16 protein-coding genes are annotated in these 18,035 nt (G+C 62.6%); 10 read left to right on the top strand and 6 right to left on the bottom strand.

The genetic code is table 11. The annotated features are described in order from the left end of the window. Positions 1 to 15: 15 nt before the first annotated feature. A complete protein-coding gene (locus tag CD932_RS09875; protein WP_094443565.1) occupies positions 16 to 1,965 on the bottom strand; it encodes a S9 family peptidase in 1,950 nt (649 codons plus the stop codon). A 159-nt stretch (positions 1,966 to 2,124) separates the two neighbouring features. Here CD932_RS09875 and hemE point away from each other — a divergent pair, with 159 nt between their 5' ends. From hemE to CD932_RS09860, 3 genes are all read left to right on the top strand, one after another. After that, the gene (hemE, locus tag CD932_RS09870; protein WP_094442485.1) at positions 2,125 to 3,210 is read left to right on the top strand and encodes a uroporphyrinogen decarboxylase; all 1,086 of its coding nucleotides are present in this window, start codon (positions 2,125 to 2,127) and stop codon (positions 3,208 to 3,210) included. A 369-nt stretch (positions 3,211 to 3,579) separates the two neighbouring features. After that, positions 3,580 to 3,753, top strand: a complete 174-nt coding sequence (locus tag CD932_RS28755; protein WP_176460923.1) for a hypothetical protein — start codon at positions 3,580 to 3,582, stop codon at positions 3,751 to 3,753. A 258-nt stretch (positions 3,754 to 4,011) separates the two neighbouring features. Beyond that, on the top strand, positions 4,012 to 6,033 hold the full coding sequence (locus CD932_RS09860) for a primosomal protein N' (protein WP_094442483.1): 2,022 nt from the start codon (positions 4,012 to 4,014) through the stop codon (positions 6,031 to 6,033). On the opposite strand, the gene CD932_RS09855 is transcribed toward CD932_RS09860, so the two are convergent. Further along, positions 6,034 to 6,915 carry an ArgP/LysG family DNA-binding transcriptional regulator gene (locus CD932_RS09855; protein ID WP_094442482.1) on the bottom strand — a complete coding sequence of 294 codons (882 nt, stop codon included), beginning with the start codon at positions 6,913 to 6,915 and terminating at the stop codon, positions 6,034 to 6,036. A 123-nt stretch (positions 6,916 to 7,038) separates the two neighbouring features. Here CD932_RS09855 and CD932_RS09850 point away from each other — a divergent pair, with 123 nt between their 5' ends. Beyond that, positions 7,039 to 8,499: a dihydrolipoyl dehydrogenase gene (locus CD932_RS09850; protein WP_094442481.1), complete on the top strand. Its 1,461-nt coding sequence runs from the start codon at positions 7,039 to 7,041 to the stop codon at positions 8,497 to 8,499. Between the two features lies 1 nt (position 8,500). Here the strand turns inward: CD932_RS09850 and CD932_RS09845 are convergent, their stop codons facing one another. Then, the gene (locus tag CD932_RS09845; protein ID WP_094442480.1) at positions 8,501 to 8,986 is read right to left on the bottom strand and encodes an SRPBCC family protein; all 486 of its coding nucleotides are present in this window, start codon (positions 8,984 to 8,986) and stop codon (positions 8,501 to 8,503) included. Between the two features lie 204 nt (positions 8,987 to 9,190). On the opposite strand from CD932_RS09845, the gene CD932_RS09840 reads away from it, so the two are divergent. Further along, entirely contained in the window at positions 9,191 to 11,251 is a 2,061-nt protein-coding gene (locus CD932_RS09840; protein WP_094442479.1) for a UvrD-helicase domain-containing protein, read from the top strand. A 2-nt stretch (positions 11,252 to 11,253) separates the two neighbouring features. Here the strand turns inward: CD932_RS09840 and CD932_RS09835 are convergent, their stop codons facing one another. Together CD932_RS09835 and CD932_RS09830 are read right to left on the bottom strand one after the other, a co-directional pair. After that, positions 11,254 to 11,595 carry an addiction module antidote protein gene (locus CD932_RS09835; protein ID WP_094442478.1) on the bottom strand — a complete coding sequence of 114 codons (342 nt, stop codon included), beginning with the start codon at positions 11,593 to 11,595 and terminating at the stop codon, positions 11,254 to 11,256. Next, on the bottom strand, positions 11,592 to 12,062 hold the full coding sequence (locus CD932_RS09830) for a type II toxin-antitoxin system RelE/ParE family toxin (protein ID WP_254926612.1): 471 nt from the start codon (positions 12,060 to 12,062) through the stop codon (positions 11,592 to 11,594). Before CD932_RS09830 ends, CD932_RS09835 begins: the two co-directional genes overlap by 4 nt. A gap of 85 nt (positions 12,063 to 12,147) precedes the next feature. Here CD932_RS09830 and CD932_RS09825 point away from each other — a divergent pair, with 85 nt between their 5' ends. Beyond that, positions 12,148 to 12,363, top strand: coding sequence for a SlyX family protein (locus tag CD932_RS09825; protein ID WP_094442476.1), 216 nt, complete (start codon positions 12,148 to 12,150; stop codon positions 12,361 to 12,363). Positions 12,364 to 12,371: 8 nt separating this feature from the next. Here the strand turns inward: CD932_RS09825 and CD932_RS09820 are convergent, their stop codons facing one another. Next, the gene (locus CD932_RS09820; RefSeq protein WP_094442475.1) at positions 12,372 to 12,731 is read right to left on the bottom strand and encodes a DUF6404 family protein; all 360 of its coding nucleotides are present in this window, start codon (positions 12,729 to 12,731) and stop codon (positions 12,372 to 12,374) included. Between the two features lie 176 nt (positions 12,732 to 12,907). Here CD932_RS09820 and CD932_RS09815 point away from each other — a divergent pair, with 176 nt between their 5' ends. The 4 genes from CD932_RS09815 (at position 12,908) to CD932_RS09800 (ending at position 18,025) form a co-directional block, all read left to right on the top strand. Next, positions 12,908 to 15,061, top strand: a complete 2,154-nt coding sequence (locus tag CD932_RS09815; protein WP_094442474.1) for a M3 family metallopeptidase — start codon at positions 12,908 to 12,910, stop codon at positions 15,059 to 15,061. Between the two features lie 193 nt (positions 15,062 to 15,254). Then, entirely contained in the window at positions 15,255 to 17,411 is a 2,157-nt protein-coding gene (locus CD932_RS09810) for a M3 family metallopeptidase (RefSeq protein ID WP_094442473.1), read from the top strand. A gap of 102 nt (positions 17,412 to 17,513) precedes the next feature. Further along, entirely contained in the window at positions 17,514 to 17,723 is a 210-nt protein-coding gene (locus CD932_RS09805) for a VF530 family DNA-binding protein (RefSeq protein WP_094442472.1), read from the top strand. Positions 17,724 to 17,734: 11 nt separating this feature from the next. Beyond that, entirely contained in the window at positions 17,735 to 18,025 is a 291-nt protein-coding gene (locus CD932_RS09800; protein ID WP_094442471.1) for a DUF4404 family protein, read from the top strand. Positions 18,026 to 18,035: the final 10 nt, after the last annotated feature.

Genomic DNA, 18,035 nt, shown 5'->3' with positions numbered 1-18,035 from the left:
GGGCATCAATAAAAATCAGGCGGGCAGATTGTCGATCCGTACCGGCGCCTCGCCTTGCGGCGTGGCCAGCTGAAAGACGCGCTGATAAAAATACAGTTCTGCCTCCAGGGTGCGGATAATGTTTTCCGCCTTGCGAAAACCGTGGCCTTCTCCCTCCAGGGGCACATAGGCGACCGGCACGCCGCTGGCCTTCAAGGCGTCGACCATCAGTTGCGACTGCTGCGGCGGCACCACCTTGTCGTCGAGGCCCTGGAAGAAAATCATCGGCCGCGCCAGTTTGTCGGTGTGGTGGATCGGCGAGCGCGCCCGGTACAGCGCTTCGGCCTGCGGTTGCGGGGCGATCAGGTAGTCATTGTAGTGCGATTCGAACTTGTGCGAATCGAGGTCCAGCCCTTTCAGGTCGGAAACGCCGTAATAGCTGGCGCCGGCCTTGAACACATCGTGGAACGTCAGCGCACAGAGGGTGGTCAGGCCGCCGGCGCTGCCGCCGCGAATGATCAGGCGCTCGCCATCGGCCAGGCCCTGCTCGACCAGGTAGTGCGCGCCGGCAATGCAGTCTTCCACGTCGACGACGCCCCACTGGCCGCGCAGCGCATCGCGGTAGGCGCGTCCAAAGCCGCTGCTGCCGCCATAGTTGACGTCGAGCACGCCGATGCCGCGGCTGGTCCAGTACTGCGTCGCCAGCTTCAAGGTATTGCTGGCCATGCTGGTCGGGCCGCCATGGCTGATGACGATCACCGGCGGCAGGGTATCGGCCGGGGCCTGTACATCGCCATTGGTGGGCGGGTAGAAAAACGCATGTGCCGTGCGCCCGCCGCTGGAGGCGTAGCTGATGCTGCGCGGCACCGACAGATAGGACAGATCAGGCAGCCCGGTAATCGATTGCGCCAGCACTTCGAGCTCATTGTTCGACAGGTCGATGCGCGCCAGCTCCAGCGCGATGGTGGGGCTGCCGCCGAGCAGGGCGACGAAGCCTGCACCGACGCGCAGTTCGCGGATTTCCTGGTACGGGTGCGGCAAGGCTTCCAGTTTGGCCGCACCCACCGTCAGCCGGCCCAGGTGGCTTACGCCCTGCACGATATAACTGCAAATGAGTTCGTCGTCGGACACAAAACCGTACAGGCTGCCGCCAAAGGTCCAGTGCGGCGTGGCAAATTCGGCTTCCATCGGGCACAGCGCTTCGATCTTGCCGCCGTGCAGGCGGTACAGATTCCACCAGCCGCTGCGGTCCGACACGAAGTGCAGCACGCCGGCAGGCGACCATTCCGGCTGGCAAATCGATTCCTGCGCGCTGCCGGCCACCAGGCGCGGCGTGCCCAGGCCGCCGTCGGCCCGCACCTCGGCCAGCCACAGCTCGGTACCCTGCCACGGCAGGCGCGGATGGTCCCAGGTGAGCCACGCCAGCTGCCGGCCGTTGGGCGACAGGCGCGGCGCCGCATAGAAATCGTGGCCCTGCGCCAATACCGTTTCCTTACCGTCGAAACCGACCGCCGCCAGCTGGTTGTCGGGATGGGCATGGCCTTGTTCGGGATGCTGTTCGCGCACCGTGATCAGGCGCGCGCGGGCGCGGTCGACCACCAAGTCGGCATAGCGCGTATTGCTGCCGGTACTGAACGCTTCTGCCACGCCATCGCCCGCGATGCGGTACAGGCGGTTATCGACAAAATGCGAAAAATACACGGTGTCGCCGTCGACGACGCAGGCGCCGCCGCCATATTCATGCACGCGGGTGCGGACATTGAACGGCGCGGGCGTGACATCGTCGACGCGCGCGCCGCGCTGGCGCAGCAGGGTGTTGCGGCCCGCTTCGCTGGCCCTGCCAGCCAGCCAGTACACATCGCCGCCATCGGCGCCGCCCAGCATCAGCTGCGCCAGCGGCGAGGCGCCGGCCGCGACGATGGCGGCGCTGATGGGCGAGGGCCAGGCGCCATAGGGGATCACAGGGGCGGTGGTGGTCGATGTCATGCGGAACTCCATGGTTCGATGGGGCGCCAGGCGCCAGGCGTGCATCATCATAAAGGAAGCGCGCAAGCTGCGCCAATTGCTGCAAAGCGTTACCGGAATCAATGAACTTGCGGCAATTGGATGCGATAATACCGCTTCCCCCAAGCTAGATTGCCTGCCATGCCACAATTTGCTCCGCTCCAGAACGACACCTTTTTGCGCGCCCTGCTGCGCCAGCCGACCGAGCATACGCCGGTCTGGCTGATGCGCCAGGCCGGCCGCTACCTGCCCGAATACCGCGCCACGCGCGAGCGGGCCGGCTCCTTCCTGGGCCTGGCAAAAAATCCCGATTACGCCACCGAAGTGACCCTGCAGCCTTTGGATCGCTTTCCACTGGACGCGGCGATCCTGTTTTCCGACATCCTGACGGTGCCCGATGCGATGGGCCTGGGCCTGTATTTCGCCGATGGCGAAGGGCCGAAATTCGAGCGCCCGCTGCGTACCGAACAGGACGTGATGGCGCTGCAAGTGCCGGACCTGGAATCGCTCGACTACGTCTTCAAGGCCGTCACGCAGATCCGCACCGAACTCAATGGCCGCGTGCCGCTGATCGGCTTTTCCGGCAGCCCGTGGACCCTGGCCTGCTATATGGTGGAAGGCGGCGGCTCGAAAGAATTTCACACCATCAAGAAGATGCTGTACAACCGCCCCGAGCTGATGCACCACATCCTGGCGATCAACGCCACCTCGGTGGCGCAATACCTGAACGCGCAGATCGATGCCGGCGCGCAAGCGGTGATGATTTTCGATTCCTGGGGCGGTGCGCTGGCCGATGGCGCCTATCAGGAATTCTCGCTCGCTTACATGCGGCAGGTAGTGGCGCAGCTGAAACGCGACAAGGATGGCGTGCAGATTCCCGCCATCGTCTTTACCAAGGGCGGCGGCCAGTGGATCGAGCAGATCGCCGATATCGGCGCCGACGCCGTCGGCCTGGACTGGACCGTCAACCTGGCGCGCGCGCGCCAGCTGGTGGGCCATAAAGTCGGCTTGCAGGGCAACCTGGACCCGGCCATCCTGTTCGCCAGCCCGGACCAGATCCGCGCCGAAGTGAGCAAGGTGTTGAACGCCTTTGGCGCGCCGTCCGAAGGCACGGGCCACGTATTCAACCTCGGTCATGGCATTTCCCAGTTCACGCCGCCTGAATCGGTGGGGGCCATGGTGGAAGCCGTGCACAGCCAGAGCCGCGCCATGCGCGCCGGCCGCTGACTAGTCGCCCGCCAGCGCCTGTCGCCGGCACCGCAAAGGCAGGTTTTCCACAGGAAGCCTGCCTTTTTTGTTGGCGCCACCACTGCATGAAAACCGACTTATGCACAATTTTTTTTACTGCGGAAATAACAGGCAGTGATAAATCCCTGCCCGGGAGGATATTGCAAGTCATTGATTTTAAATAGATTAATATGCGGCGTGGTAAACCGTGCCGGCATATCGGCCAAGGTTGTTCGTCCTGCAGACGCCGTTATTCCTTCATTGTCCACAAAGTTATCAACAGATTCTGTGGATAAAAACGAAAAGCATTTTGTTAACCGGGACTTAGCGGCGATGTGCAGGTTTTACCTGAGATGCATGGTGCACCGCATGATGATTGAAGCCGTGTTAACTTGCCATCGTGATCCACATGCGGCCGTGCCCGGCGGTGTATCCATGTGTGCCGATTTCGGGGGAAATGCGTTGATGCATATCATGGCGACCGTGATTAATGCCAAGAAACAAGCGCCGAAATGGCTCAGTTATGCACAGCTGCCGAGTTAAGCCTGCCATTTTGGCCCTGCCGGGCAGCTGCTTTTCAAGTTGCTGATTTTAAAAGGTTAATTTATTTAACGTGCGCTCTTGACGGCGATTGGCATTGTATGCACTGCGTATTTTGACGGTTAATTTTGCTTTGTCCACAAAGTTATCCACAGAATTATCTTCTGGCTGGCCCTGCTTTCCTGGCGAGACCAAGTATCATGGCCGGCGGTGCGCCTGCCGCGCTGTTACCCTGTTATCAACCTGGAATAGGCAAGACCCATGGCGCAGTGCATTCTGAAAATCGCGCTCGATACTCCCCTCGACACCCTGTTCGACTATCGCTGGCGCAGCGACGACGCGTCCCTGCCGCAGATCGGCCAGCTGGCGCTGGTGCCGTTCGGCCGGCGCGAAGTGATGGGCCTGATCGTCGGCGTGGCCGACAGCACCGAGGTGCCCGATGCGAAAATGAAAGATGTGCTGGCCGTGCGCAGCCAGCTGACGCCCTTGTCCGGGCAATGGCTGGCGCTGGCCGCGTTCGCCGCCGATTATTACCAGCGTCCGCTGGGCGAAGTGGCGCTGCCGGGCTTGCCTAAAAACCTGCGCGTGCTGACCACGGTGGCGCTCGACCGCGCCATCAAGAAGCTGGCCAAGCTGAAGGAGGCGCATGACGGCACGCCGCTGAACATGCCGCCGCTGAACCCTGCACAGCAGGAAGCGGTGGACGCCATCGGCGGCGCGCAAGGCTTCAAGCCGACCTTGTTGTACGGCGTGACCGGCAGCGGCAAGACCGAAGTCTATCTGCAGGCCTGCGCCCGGGTGCTGGCGCGCGAGCAAGCGGCGCAGATCCTGATCCTGGTGCCGGAAATCAACCTCACGCCCCAGCTGGAAGGCAATATCCGCGCCCGCTTTCCCGGCGTCATGCTGGCCACCTTGCACAGCAGCCTGTCCGAGGGCGAGCGCATGCTGCACTGGCTTGCCGCCCACCAGGGCCAGGCGCGCATCGTGCTGGGCACGCGGCTGGCCATCCTGGCGTCCTTGCCGAACCTGAAACTGATCGTCATCGACGAGGAGCACGATCCTTCCTACAAGCAGCAGGAAGGCTTGCGCTATTCGGCGCGCGACCTGGCCGTCTGGCGCGCCTGGCAGTTGCAGATTCCCATCGTGCTCGGTTCGGCCACGCCCTCGCTGGAAAGCTGGCACCACGCGCAGACGGGGCGCTACCGCAAGCTCGAGTTGCGCGAGCGCGCCGTGAAAAACGCCGTCTTGCCGCGCGTCAAACTGCTCGACATGGAGCGCGACAAGCCGAAGGATGGGCTGACGTCGCATCTGGTGGCGGCATTGAAACTGCGCATGGAACGCGGCGAGCAGTCGCTGCTGTTCTTGAACCGGCGCGGCTATTCGCCGGTGATCTGCTGCGAATCGTGCGGCTGGATCAGCAACTGCACCCGTTGCACCTCGTTTATGGTGCTGCACAAACCCGAGCACCGGCTGCGCTGCCACCATTGCAGCCTGGAATTGCGCATCCCGCGCCATTGCCCAACCTGCGGCAATGTCGATCTGCAGCCGCTGGGCCGCGGCACGCAGCGCGTGGAAGAGGGCTTGCAGCAACTGTTTCCCGAGGCGCGCATCCTGCGCATCGATGCCGATTCCACGCGCAAGAAGGGCAGCGCGCAGCAAGCGTTCGACACCGTGCACCGCGGCGAAGTCGATATCCTGATCGGCACGCAGATGGTGGCCAAGGGCCATGACTTCAAAAAGCTCACCCTGGTCGGTATCCTGAACCCGGACACGGCGCTGTTTTCGCAGGACTACCGCGCCAGCGAGCGCCTGTTCGCCCAGCTGATGCAGGTGGCGGGCCGGGCCGGGCGGGCCGCGCAGACCGAGGGCGGCAGCGTTTCCGAAGTGCTGATCCAGACCCGCTATGCGCGCCATCCGCTGTATGACGCCGTGGTCAGCCACGATTACGACCATTTCGCCACCACCTTGCTCGAAGAGCGAGCGCAGGCGGCACTGCCACCGTATCTGTTTCAGGCGCTGCTGCGCGCCGAAGCGCCGGAACTGGCGAGCGCCATCGAATTTCTGCAGGCGGCCAAGGACTGCATGGCGCATCCGGCGATTACCCTCAACGATCCGATTCCGATGAGCATGACGCGCGTCTACAACGTTGACCGCGCCCAGTTGTTGCTGGAGTCAAGCTCGCGCCCGGCGCTGCAGGCCTTCCTGAAAGAATGGCTGGCGGCCTTGCGCGCCATGAAGACGCGCGTGAAATGGTCGCTGGAAGTCGATCCGCTCGATATCTGATCAACGCAACCAGGCACGCGCCGAGCGCACCACCTGTTCCGACAACAATTGGGTCAATGGCGTATCGAGGCTCCAGGCATGCCAGTACAGCGGCACCGCCAGCGTACGGCCAGGCAGCAGATCGACCAGGCGGTCGGTGGCCAGCAAGGGCGCGGCCAGGCGCTGCGGCATCAGGCCATAGGCCAGGCCCTGCTCGATGCAGGCGCGCCGCGCCGCTTCCGCCGGCAGGCTATGATGGGGAAACGGCACCTGCAGGGCCAGTTGCTCTGCCAGCAGGCGCGCCAGCAGGCTGTGCTGGCCCACCACGGCCGGCGCCAACTGCGCCGCCGCAGCGCTGAAACCGTCGCTGAACCAGTGGCCGGCAAACACCGGCGTGGCCACGCAGACGTAGTGCAAGCTGCCCAGCGGCGTCACGCTGGCAGCGGTGGCCTCTGGCGCCGTGTCACTGGCCACGCAGCCAAACACCGTGCCGTCGCGCAGCATTTGCAGGGCGGTACCGCTGTCGGCCAGACGCACCTCGAGCTGGCAGCGCGGCGGCGCCAGCAGCGGCGCCAGGACGTCGGGAAACCAGGTCGCCAGGCTGTCATCATCGATGGCAATGGCCAGCCCGGGCATGCTGACGGTATTGCCCAGGTCGATATCGAGCGAGGCCTCCATCAGTTTGACGTGGCGGTGGTGCGTGATCAGGCGCTGGCCCAGGCCGGTGGGCACGGCCGGTTGGCCACGGATGATCAACAGGCGCCCGCTGGCGTCTTCCAGCGCCTTGATGCGCTGCGCGACGGCCGGCCCGCTGATGCCCAGCGCCACGGCGGCCTTCTCGAAGCTGCCATGGCTGGCGACGGCGTCGAGCACGGCCAGCGCGCGATAATCGAGTGATACCATGAGCTGCACTTATACCGGTGAACATAATCAGCCATACTAATATATCAGTGCTGCCTGGCAAAACCTTTTCTGTGCCAACAGGGTAGTATGCATGCTCATCGAATGAACTGATTGGTGGCAACAATGAACAAGGACATCAAGACTATCCGGGTGGACGTGGCCGTGATCGGCAGCGGCACGGCCGGCCTGACGGCGCACAAGGCGGCGCGCCAGCACGGCAAGCGCGTGCTGCTGATGGAAAGCGGCCCCTACGGCACCACCTGCGCGCGGGTCGGCTGCATGCCCAGCAAACTGCTGATCGCCGCCGCCGAAGCGGCCCATGCGGTGACGGCCGCGCCCGCATTCGGCGTGCATCCGGGCGCGCTGCGGATCGACGGCCAGCAGGTGATGGCGCGCGTGCGCAGCGAGCGCGACCGCTTTGTCGGCTTCGTGCTCGACGGCGTCGATGCGATTGCGGACGAAGAAAAATTGCGCGGCCACGCCCGCTTTATCGCGCCCGGCAAGCTGCAGGTCGATGAGCACACGATTGTCGAGGCCGCCAGCGTGGTGATCGCCACCGGTTCCTCGCCCATCGTGCCACCCGAATGGAAGGCGGCGGGCGAGCGCGTCATTACCAGCGATGCCGTGTTCGCCTGGACCGACCTGCCGCGCTCGCTGGCGGTGGTGGGCGCCGGCGTGATCGGCCTGGAACTGGGGCAGGCGCTGGCGCGCCTGGGCGTGCGCGTGACCCTGTTTGCGCGCGGCGCCAGGGTGGCGCAGCTGACCGATCCGCTGGTGCTGGCCGAAGCGGGCAAGGTCTTGGGCGGGCAATTCGATCTGCGCTTCCAGACCAGCGTGGCGCATCTGGCCAAAACCGACGATGGCGCCGGCGTATTGCTGACCAGCCGCGATGGCGAAGGAAATGAAAAAACCGAGCAGTTCGAGTATGTGCTGGCCGCCATCGGCCGCAGCCCGAATGTGCACGGCATCGGCCTGGAAACGGCGCAAATTGAACTCGACCGCCATGGCGTGCCCTTGTATGACAAGCACACCATGCAGTGCGGCAAGAGCGCCATCTTTATCGCCGGCGACGCCAGCGACGAGCTGCCCCTGCTGCCCGAGGCGGCCGACCAGGGCCGCATTGCCGGCGAGAATGCGGCGCGCTTTCCCGAGGTGCAACCGGGCCTGCGCCGCACGCCGCTGGGCGTGGCCTTTACCGAGCCGCAGATCGCCACCGTGGGCGCGACCTACCAGCAACTGTGCATCACCCATGCGGGCCGCTTCGCGGTAGGCGCGGTGTCATTCGGCAACCAGGGTCGCAGCCGCGTGATGCTGCAAAACCATGGGCTATTGCGTGTGTACGCCGAGTTCGGCAGCCAGCGTTTCCTGGGCGCCGAAATGATTGCCCCGCGTGCCGAACACCTGGGCCACTTGCTGGCCTGGGCTTGCCAGGCGCAGCTGACGGTACACGCCATGCTCGACATGCCGTTCTACCACCCGGTCGTCGAAGAGGGCGTGCGCACGGCCTTGCGCGAACTGGCGCTGCACCTGCAAAAAGGTCCCGGCGACGTGCCGGCCTGCGCCGACTGCACGCCGGGCGCGTGATTCAGTTCAGCAAACCCGTGTCGAGCCGGCCTTCCGCCGCCAGCTCGCGCAGCACGCGGATGGTGTCGATATCGGACTCCTGGTAGGCCGAGCGGCGGAAGTCGTCGTACATGGCGTTGGCCGCATCGGTGGCAACGTCATGCCCGTCGTCATACTGGAAGCGCACCCACAGGCTGTATTCATCGGGCATTTCGATGGTCATCACCAGGGACGAGGCGCTGATCTCCTTTTGCGCCGCCACTTGATAGCGCACCTGCAATTGCGGCAGCAGCACGACCTTGTCTTCGATCACCAGTTCGCCGTAGCGCAGGCGGCGTGAAAAACCGCTGTCGGTGCGCTCGCTGATGTCGCACGCGTCCAGGTGCGGCACGAACAGCTTGGGCGACTCGGCGCGCAACACCAGGCCGCGCCAGACCTGTTCGACCGTCAGGGTATCGATCAGCGGGTTGAGGGGATCGTTGATTTCAATCAGATGTTCAAATTTCATGGGACGGCCATTCTAGAGGTTGGGGCGCAAGGGCGGGCGTTATAGCTGGAATCATAGCCGGAATGGTACTCCAGCCCGGGCTGCGCCGCATGGATTGAATCGGCCAACATGGCGCCCATGCGGCATTTATCAAGACCGTCGGCCGTGCAAACAGCGCACACGACGCTGTTACAATGGGCCGCTATTCCCTGCGGAAATACCCTGATGTCCAAAGCACCACAATTCGGCCTGAACGCTCCCCAAAGCGAAGCCGTCACCTATCTCGACGGCCCCTGCCTGGTGCTGGCCGGCGCCGGCTCGGGCAAGACGCGCGTGATCACGCAAAAGATCGCCCACCTGATCGAAGACCGCGGCTACGACCCGCGCACCATCGCCGCATTGACCTTTACCAACAAGGCGGCGCTGGAAATGCAGGAGCGCATTGCCAAGTTATTAAAACAGCCGCGCCAGGCCAAGCAGTTAACGGTGTCGACCTTCCACTCGCTGGGCGTAAAAATCCTGCGCCAGGAAGCCAATGGCGTGGGGCTGAAGGACCGCTTTTCCATTATGGACAGCGACGACTGCTTTTCGCTGGTGCAAGACCTTGCCATTACCACCGATAAACAGATCATTCGCCAGATCCAGACCGCCATGTCGCTGTGGAAGAACGGCCTGATCGACCCGGACACGGCGCTGGCGCAAGCCAGGGATGAAGACGAAGCGAACGCGGCGCGCATCTACCGCAGCTACGTGGCCACCTTGTCGGCCTACCAGGCGGTCGACTTCGACGACCTGATCCGCTTGCCGGTGGAATTGTTCCGCAACAACGACGCGGTGCGCGACAAATGGCAGCGCCGCCTGCGCTACCTGCTGGTCGACGAATACCAGGATACCAATACCTGCCAGTACGAACTGGTAAAACTGATGGTGACGGGCATCGGCAAAAAGCCGATGTTTACCGCCGTGGGCGACGACGACCAGGCGATCTATGCCTGGCGCGGCGCCACCGTGGAAAACCTGAAAACCCTGGAAACGGATTTCCCCGACCTGCGCGTGATCAAGCTGGAGCAGAATTACCGCTCCACCATGCGCATCCTGAATGCGGCCAATGCCGTGATCGGCAACAACCCCAAATTGTTTGACAAGTCGCTGTGGTCCGAGCATGGCCTGGGCGAGCCGATCAAGGTACTGGGCATGCAGTCCGACGAGCAGGAAGCGGAACAGGTCGCCATCATGATCTCGGCCGACCATTTTGAACGCAAGAACAAATTTTCCGATTACGCCATTTTGTACCGGGGCAACCACCAGGCGCGCATCATCGAGCAGTGCTTGCGCAAGGAGCGCATCCCATACACGATTTCCGGCGGCCAGAGTTTTTTCGACAAGGCCGAAATCAAGGACATCATCAGCTATTTGCGCCTCTTGGCCAATGAAGACGACGATCCGGCCTTTATCCGCGCCGTCACCACGCCGCGCCGGGGCGTGGGCCAGTCGACCCTGGAGGTGCTGGGGGCGTTCTCGGGCCAGTGGCAGTGTTCGCTGTTCCAGGCCGTGTTCAAGGGCGGCATCGAAGCCAAGCTGACCGATCGTCAGCTGGGGCCGCTCAGGGATTTCTGCAACTTCATCAACGACCTCGAATCGCGCGCCAGCCGGCCCGGCGCGGCCGGCAGCGGCGACGCGGCGGCCGAAGTGCTCGACGACATGATGAAGGAAATCCATTACGAGTCCTACCTGTACGACGCCTTCGAAGAGCGGCAGGCGCAAAGCAAGTGGCAGAACGTGCTTGAATTCGTCAACTGGTTGAAGGAGCGCGGCCGGGGCGGCAAGGACCGCGACGGCGAAGAAAAAAACGTGCTGGAACTGACGCAGATGGTGGCCCTGATGACCATGTTGGAAGGCAAGGACGAAGAGCAGGATGCGGTGCGCATGTCGACCCTGCATGCCTCGAAAGGACTGGAGTTTCCGCATGTGTTCCTGGTCGGCGTGGAAGAGGGCATCTTGCCGCACAAGGGCGACGCCGATGCGCCGCCCGAAACCATGGCCGCGCGCATCCAGGAGGAACGTCGCCTGATGTACGTGGGCATCACGCGCGCCCAGCGCACCTTGCAGATTACCTGGTGCAAGAAGCGCAAGCGCGCCGGCGAGCAGGTGCATTGCGACGTGTCGCGCTTTGTCAAGGAAATGGAACTCGACGTGGGCGACGCCGTGCCGACCGAGTCGGAAGTGATTTCACCGAAGGAACGCCTGGCGCGCATGAAGGCGCTGCTGGCCACTCCCAAGGGTTGAGTTCAGCTGGCGTCGGGCGTGACCTTGGGCACGATGGCAAACTGCATGCCCAGCGCGTCGAGCATTTTCAGGATGGTGTCAAAGCGCGGCTTGCTGCCTTCGCGCAAGGCTTTATAGGCGCCTTCGCGCGTGATGTCGGCCCTTGCCGCCACCTTGCCCATGCCATGCGCGCGCACCACGTCGCCCATGGCTGCCTGGAACAGTTCGGCATTGCCGGTGGCGACGATCTCGCTCATGTAGGCGGCGATGGCGTCCGGGCTGGTCAGATGCTGGGTCGGGTCGAAACGGCTCAGGCCCAGCGCGCCCAAGTCGTCGAGGTCGAAACTGTCGTGGTCATGGTTCATTGTTTTCGTCCTTTTCGTCCTTTTCGGTCGTTGACGGCGGCCTGTTTCTGCTTGCGCAGCGCCGCCTGCTTTGCCTTCAATTCGGCCAATATCTGTTTTGCTTGCGCGATATCGCGCTGTTGGCTGGCCTTGTCGCCGCCGAGCAGCAGCAGGATCAAGGCGCCCAGATTGGTTTCGTGAAAATACACGCGCCATCCCGGCCCCGTCTGTAAAAAACGCAGTTCGCACACGCCGTCGCCGACCGCGCGCCAGTCGCCTCTTTTCCCATGCTGCAAGTTCTTGATGCGCGCGTCAATGGCGGCCGCCGCCACATCGTGCAGCCTGCCTTCCCAGCGCCGATACTCCGCCGTCTTGTAGGTATCGATCAGGCACGGTTCGTTACGAGTTAATGTATCCATTGTAATCGTTTGTTCTCGTTCGTCAAGGAGCATAGGCGATTCAAGCATAGTAAAAATCCCGCCCCACATGGCCAAGACAGCAGCTCGTTTGCGGTGGATCGCGATGCAGGGAGAGTAAAATGCGCGTTTGATGCCAGGAGTTACCGTGAGCACGATGGATAATGAACAGATGGAAAGCCGCTTCGTCGATATCGAGATCAAGCTGGCGCAGCAGGAAGACCTGGTCGAGTCGCTGAACCAGATGGTGTACCAGCAGGGCCGCCGCATCGACCAGCTCGAAGCGATGCTGCACAAGCTGGGCGAACACGTGCGCGACGGCGCGCAGCAGGCCAATGGCGGCCAGGTCAACGAGCGCCCGCCGCATTATTGAGAGGCAGCTCAGCCCAGCGTGGACCAGTCCGGCAACTGGTGCTTGCGCCGGTCGTGGGCGTAGAAGCTGGCCAGGGCGAGGCCAAACAGCAGGCCGGCGACACACGCCGCCGCCATCGCGATCAAGGCGGCTTGCAGCGGCGCGGCACCCTGGAACCAGCCGAACACGCCCAGGAACACGCCCATGAAGAGACCAAACCAGCCGCCCGTGAGGAGCGCAGTGGATAGAAAAGACTGGAAATGTGGCGGTGCGATCTGCACGCCGGCCTTCCACAGCAGGCGGATCAGCGGCGGCGCGTAATGACTGCGCATCATGCCTGTCGCTTGCAATAATTCCATGGCCCGTGTCTTGCGCTGTTCAAAGTTCATCTGGCATCCTAAATTGTTGCTGATTGGATACTATACGACATGCGGGCGGCAAGAAAATACGCGCTTTCTCACCGCTACCATCGCTTGTTGCGGATGACGCAAGTATGTCAGGCTGTTATGATTTCAGGCTGGCCCGCGACACAATCGCGGTTCTCTTGCGTTCTTTGAAAGATGTCATGACCCGTCCAACACTGCTCGTCATCGCCGCCAGCCTGATGCTGGCGCCAGCCGCTTTTGCCGCGACCAGGGCGCCAGCGGCCACTGCCACGGCGGCCGCCGCCCTGCCTGCAAGCAATCCGTTTGCGCAAGCGAGCACCTTGCCGTTCCATTATCCCCCCTTCGACAAGGTGCGGGACGCCGACTACGCGCCCGCCTTTGCGGCCGGCATGGCACAGCACCTGGCTGAAATCAATGCCATCGCCAACAACCCGAAAGCGGCCACTTTTGAGAACACCATCGTCGCCATGGAGCGCGCCGGCCAGTTGCTCGGCCGCGTGCGCACCGTATTTTCGGTCATGTCGGGCTCGAACACGAACGAGGCCATCCAGGGCCTGGAGCGTGAGCTGGCGCCAAAAATGGCCGCCCATGGCGATGCGATCATGCTCAACGGCAAGCTGTACCAGCGCATCAGCGCCTTGTACGCCAGGCGCGACAAGCTGGGCCTCGATGCTGAATCGAAACGTTTATTGGAACGCTACCACACCGATTTCGTGCGTGCCGGCGCCAGGCTGTCCGCCGCCGACAAGGACCAGCTGAAAACCTGCAACGGCCAACTGGCCGCGCTGTCGACCACGTTTGCACAGAATGTGCTCAAGGAACTCAATGCTTCGGCAGTGGTCGTCGATACCCGCGAAGAACTCGACGGCCTTTCGCCGGCCGCCATCGAAGTGGCCGCCGGTCTCGCCAAAAAGCGCGGCCTGGATGGCAAATATGTGATCGCGCTGGTCAACACCACCGGCCAGGCGCCGCTGTCGCAACTGACCAACCGCACCGTGCGCGAACGCATCATGATGGCCTCGCAGGCGCGCGGCAGCCATGGCGGCCAGTTCGACAACCGCCAGGTGGTGCTGGACCTGGCCCGGCTGCGCGCCGAACGCGCTGCGCTGATGGGCTACCCGAACTACGCCGCCTATGCGCTGGAAGACCAGACCGCCAAAACCACCACCGCCGTCAATGCGCTGCTCGGTGAATTGGCCAAACCGGCTGTGACCAACGCGCGCCATGAAGCGGACGATATCCAGAAAGTCATCGACGCTGAAAAGGGCGGCTTCAAGGTCGGCGCCAGCGACTGGGCGTTTTATAGCGACAAGGTGCGCGCCGAACGCTACAACTTCGACCAGAACCAGTTGAAGCCTTATTTTGAAATGCACAGCGTGCTGACGAAAGGCGTGTTTTTTGCCGCCGGCAAGCTGTACGGCCTCAGTTTCAAGCAGCGCACCGACTTGCCGGTGTATAACGCCGACATGCTGGTGTTCGACGTGTTCAACGAGGACGGCAAGCAACTGGCCATCTTCACGCTTGATCCTTACGCGCGCAGCAACAAGCGCGGTGGCGCCTGGGCCAATGCCTATGTCAGCCAGTCGGCGCTGCTGGGCAACGAACCGGTGATCGCCAACAACCTGAACATTCCGAAGCCGGAAGCGGGCCAGCCGACCCTGATGACGTTCGACGAAGTGACCACCATGTTCCACGAATTCGGCCATGCGCTGCACGGCATGTTCTCGAACGTGAAGTATCCGCGCTTCTCGGGTACCAGCGTGCCGCGCGACTTCGTCGAATACCCGTCGCAAGTCAATGAAATGTGGGCGCTGTGGCCGGAAGTGCTGCAGAACTACGCCAGGCACTACCAGACGGGCGTGGCTATTCCTGCCGAACTGCTGGCCAAGGTGACGGCGGCCGACAATTTCAACCAGGGCTATAAAACCACCGAATACCTGGCCTCGGCCCTGCTCGACCAGCGCTGGCACCAACTGACGCCGCAACAGATTCCGAGCGACGTGCTGGCGTTTGAAAAAACCGCCTTGCTGGAGGCCGGCATCGACTTTGCGCCGGCGCCGCCACGCTACCGCACCACGTATTTCTCGCACGCCTTTGCCGGCGGCTATTCGGCCGGCTACTACGCCTATCTGTGGTCGGAAAAGCTCGACGCCGATACGGTGGAATGGTTCAAGGAAAACGGCGGCCTGACGCGCAAGAACGGCGACTGGTTCCGTACGAAACTGCTGTCGCGCGGCGGCAGCGCCGATGCGCTGCAGATTTACCGCGATTTCCGCGGCCGCGATGCAAAGATCGAACCGCTGCTGGAGCGCCGCGGCCTCGCCGGCAAATAAGTACCCCTCATCTGCCACTAAGCTAAAAATGGCCGCCACGTCTGGGCGGCCATTTTTATTTGGTCAAGCGGAAAGCGCGCCGTGGTAAACCGCGCATTCGGCCCGGGCCGCCGCGCTGGCGGACTGCCCTGCTATCATTTGCCACTGGTCCGCGACATGGTCGCGGTTCTTCCCCGCACTCCAGAAGGATCTCATGCTCCGTCCACCACTGCTCGTCATCGCCGCCAGCGTCATGCTGGCCCACGCCGCCCCGCAAGCCATGGCCGCCGCCGCGCCTGCGCCCGCCACCGCGCCTGCCGCCGTCAGCGCGCAAAATCCGCTGTTGAAAGCAAGCCCGCTGCCGTTCCAGATGCCGCAGTTTGGCCTGATCAAGGACGCGCACTACGCGCCGGCGTTTGCCGAAGGCATGAAGCGCCAGCTGGCCGAAGTCAATGCGATCGCCAACAATCGCCAGGCGCCGACGTTTGAAAACACCATCGTCGCGCTCGAACGCACGGGCCAGTTGCTGCACCGCGTGCAGAGCATTTTCAGTAACATGACTTCGACCAATACCAATGCCGTGCTTGAAGCGGTGGAAGTCGATGTGTCGCCCAAGCTGGCCGCCCATGCGGACGCCATCAGCCTCAATCCGAAACTGTTTACCCGCATTGACACCCTGTATGCCAAGCGCGACAAGCTGGGCCTGGACGCAGAATCGCTGCGCCTGCTGGACCGCTACCATACCGATTTCGTGCGTGCCGGCGCCAAGCTGTCCGACGCCGACAAGGAAAAACTGAAAGCCTTCAATGCCGAGCAGGCCGGCCTGGAAACGGCGTTTGCGCAAAACGTGCTGAAGGAAACCAATGCCAAGGGCCTGGTGGTGCACACCCGCGAAGAGCTGGCCGGCATGACCGACAGCGATATCGACACGGCCGCCGCCGCCGCCAGGGAGCGCGGCCTGGACGGCAAGTTCCTCATCGCCCTGGTCAATACCAGCGGCCAGCCGCCGCTGGCCGTCATGACCCACCGCGCCACGCGCCAGCGCCTGATGGACGCGTCCTTGAATCGCGGCAGCCAGGGCGGCCAATTCGACAACCGCGCCATCGTGCTGAAACTGGCAACACTGCGCGCCGAACGCGCCACCTTGCTCGGCTACCCGAACTACGCGGCCTACTCGCTGGAAGACCAGACGGCGAAAACCACCACGGCGGTGAACACCTTGCTGTCGGAACTGGCGAAACCGGCGGTGACCAATGCACGCCGCGAAGCGGCCGACCTGCAGGGCGTGGTCGACGCGGAAAAAGGCGGTTTCACCGTGGCGGGGGCCGACTGGGCCATCTATACCGACAAACTGCGCAAGCAGCGTTTCAATTTTGACGAAAACCAGCTGAAGCCCTACCTGGAACTCAATAGCGTACTGAACAACGGCGTATTTTTTGCGGCCAATAAACTGTATGGCATCAGTTTCAAACAGCGCACCGATCTCCCGGTGTATAACCCGGACGTGCGCGTGTACGACGTGATCGACGCCAATGGCAAGCCGCTGGCGCTGTTTATCGCCGACTTCTACGCGCGCGGCAACAAGCACGGCGGCGCCTGGATGAATGAATATGTGTCGCAATCGGGCCTGATGGGCACGCATCCGGTGGTGGCCAATCAACTCAATATTCCGAAGCCGCCGGCTGGCCAGCCGACCCTGCTGACGTTTGACGAAGTGACCACCATGTTCCACGAATTTGGCCATGCGCTGCACGGCATGTTCTCGAACGTGAAATATCCGCGCTTTGCCGGCACCAGCGTGCCGAGCGACTTTGTCGAATATCCGTCGCAAGTCAATGAAATGTGGGCCGTCTGGCCGGAAGTGCTGCAGAACTACGCCAAACACTACCAGAGCGGCGCGGCGATGCCGCAGGAACTGCTCGACAAAGTGATGGCGGCGAAAAAATTCAACCAGGGCTTCATGACCACCGAATACCTGGCCGCCGCCCTGCTCGACCAGCGCTGGCACCAGCTGGCGCCAGGCCAGATACCGACCGATGTGCTGGCGTTTGAAGCGGCGTCCTTGAAGGATGCCGGCGTCGACTATGCGCCGGTGCCGCCACGCTATCGCACCAGCTATTTCTCGCACAGTTTTTCGGGCGGCTATTCGGCCGCCTATTACGCCTACCTGTGGTCGGAAAAACTCGATGCCGAGTCGGTCAACTGGTTCAAGGAAAATGGCGGCCTGACGCGCAAGAACGGCGACTGGTTCCGCAGCAAACTGCTGTCGCGCGGCGGCAGCGTCGACGCGCTGCAGTTGTTCCGCGATTTCCGCGGCCGTGACGCCACCGTCGAGCCGCTGCTGGAACGCCGTGGCCTGAAAACACAGTAAAGCTTGACTGCGCTTGCACCATTCCTGAGCGGAAGGTGCAAGCGTAACGTACGGGCGGCGTAGAATTGAGTAAGATAGAAAACAAGGCGTTGAAAGAGAAAAATGAGTCAAGATTTGAATGGCGTCACCCTGGAAGCGATCGTGACGCGATTGCAAGCCCATTACGGCTGGGATGGCTTGGGCAAGCGGATCGATATCAATTGCTTTATCAGCGAGCCGAGCATCAAGTCGAGCCTGAAGTTTTTACGCAAGACCCCGTGGGCCAGGAGCAAGGTGGAACAGCTGTATCTGGACACGCAATTTACTGACTGACAGGAAAAAACATGGAAAGCAAACTCAAGGAATCGTTACAACAGCTGCGCTCGAACCTGGAGTCGAGCAGCCCCGTCGATGAAGAGTTGCAAGGTTTGCTGCAAAAGCTCGATGGCGACATCCACCTGCTGCTGGCAAAGCGCGCCGCGCTCGAAGCCCAGTCACCGCCGGAAGAAGAATCGACCACCTATGGCCTGGCCGAGCGCAGCCAGGAACTGTCGGCCAAGTTTGCTGTCAAGCATCCGAAGCTGGAGCCGGCGCTGCGCGAACTGGGGGAGATACTGGCGAATATGGGGATTTGAGGGGGTCTGT

It is taken from the genome of Janthinobacterium sp. PC23-8 (genome assembly GCF_002250505.1).
Classification (GTDB): Bacteria; Pseudomonadota; Gammaproteobacteria; order Burkholderiales; family Burkholderiaceae_D; genus Janthinobacterium.
This window is presented reverse-complemented; position numbering and strand designations above follow the sequence as displayed.

What these genes read in the sequence shown, in the direction of transcription:
- CD932_RS09855 (WP_094442482.1), bottom strand. Translation starts at nt 6,915, where the DNA reads ATGGTATCACTCGATTATCGCGCGCTGGCCGTGCTCGACGCCGTCGCC.
- CD932_RS09850 (WP_094442481.1), top strand. Translation starts at nt 7,039, where the DNA reads ATGAACAAGGACATCAAGACTATCCGGGTGGACGTGGCCGTGATCGGC.
- CD932_RS09835 (WP_094442478.1), bottom strand. Translation starts at nt 11,595, where the DNA reads ATGAACCATGACCACGACAGTTTCGACCTCGACGACTTGGGCGCGCTG.
- CD932_RS09800 (WP_094442471.1), top strand. Translation starts at nt 17,735, where the DNA reads ATGGAAAGCAAACTCAAGGAATCGTTACAACAGCTGCGCTCGAACCTG.
- CD932_RS09810 (WP_094442473.1), top strand. Translation starts at nt 15,255, where the DNA reads ATGCTCCGTCCACCACTGCTCGTCATCGCCGCCAGCGTCATGCTGGCC.
- hemE (WP_094442485.1), top strand. Translation starts at nt 2,125, where the DNA reads ATGCCACAATTTGCTCCGCTCCAGAACGACACCTTTTTGCGCGCCCTG.
- CD932_RS09860 (WP_094442483.1), top strand. Translation starts at nt 4,012, where the DNA reads ATGGCGCAGTGCATTCTGAAAATCGCGCTCGATACTCCCCTCGACACC.
- CD932_RS09805 (WP_094442472.1), top strand. Translation starts at nt 17,514, where the DNA reads ATGAGTCAAGATTTGAATGGCGTCACCCTGGAAGCGATCGTGACGCGA.
- CD932_RS09830 (WP_254926612.1), bottom strand. Translation starts at nt 12,062, where the DNA reads ATGTGGGGCGGGATTTTTACTATGCTTGAATCGCCTATGCTCCTTGAC.
- CD932_RS09815 (WP_094442474.1), top strand. Translation starts at nt 12,908, where the DNA reads ATGACCCGTCCAACACTGCTCGTCATCGCCGCCAGCCTGATGCTGGCG.
- CD932_RS09840 (WP_094442479.1), top strand. Translation starts at nt 9,191, where the DNA reads ATGTCCAAAGCACCACAATTCGGCCTGAACGCTCCCCAAAGCGAAGCC.
- CD932_RS28755 (WP_176460923.1), top strand. Translation starts at nt 3,580, where the DNA reads ATGATGATTGAAGCCGTGTTAACTTGCCATCGTGATCCACATGCGGCC.
- CD932_RS09820 (WP_094442475.1), bottom strand. Translation starts at nt 12,731, where the DNA reads ATGAACTTTGAACAGCGCAAGACACGGGCCATGGAATTATTGCAAGCG.
- CD932_RS09825 (WP_094442476.1), top strand. Translation starts at nt 12,148, where the DNA reads ATGGATAATGAACAGATGGAAAGCCGCTTCGTCGATATCGAGATCAAG.
- CD932_RS09845 (WP_094442480.1), bottom strand. Translation starts at nt 8,986, where the DNA reads ATGAAATTTGAACATCTGATTGAAATCAACGATCCCCTCAACCCGCTG.
- CD932_RS09875 (WP_094443565.1), bottom strand. Translation starts at nt 1,965, where the DNA reads ATGACATCGACCACCACCGCCCCTGTGATCCCCTATGGCGCCTGGCCC.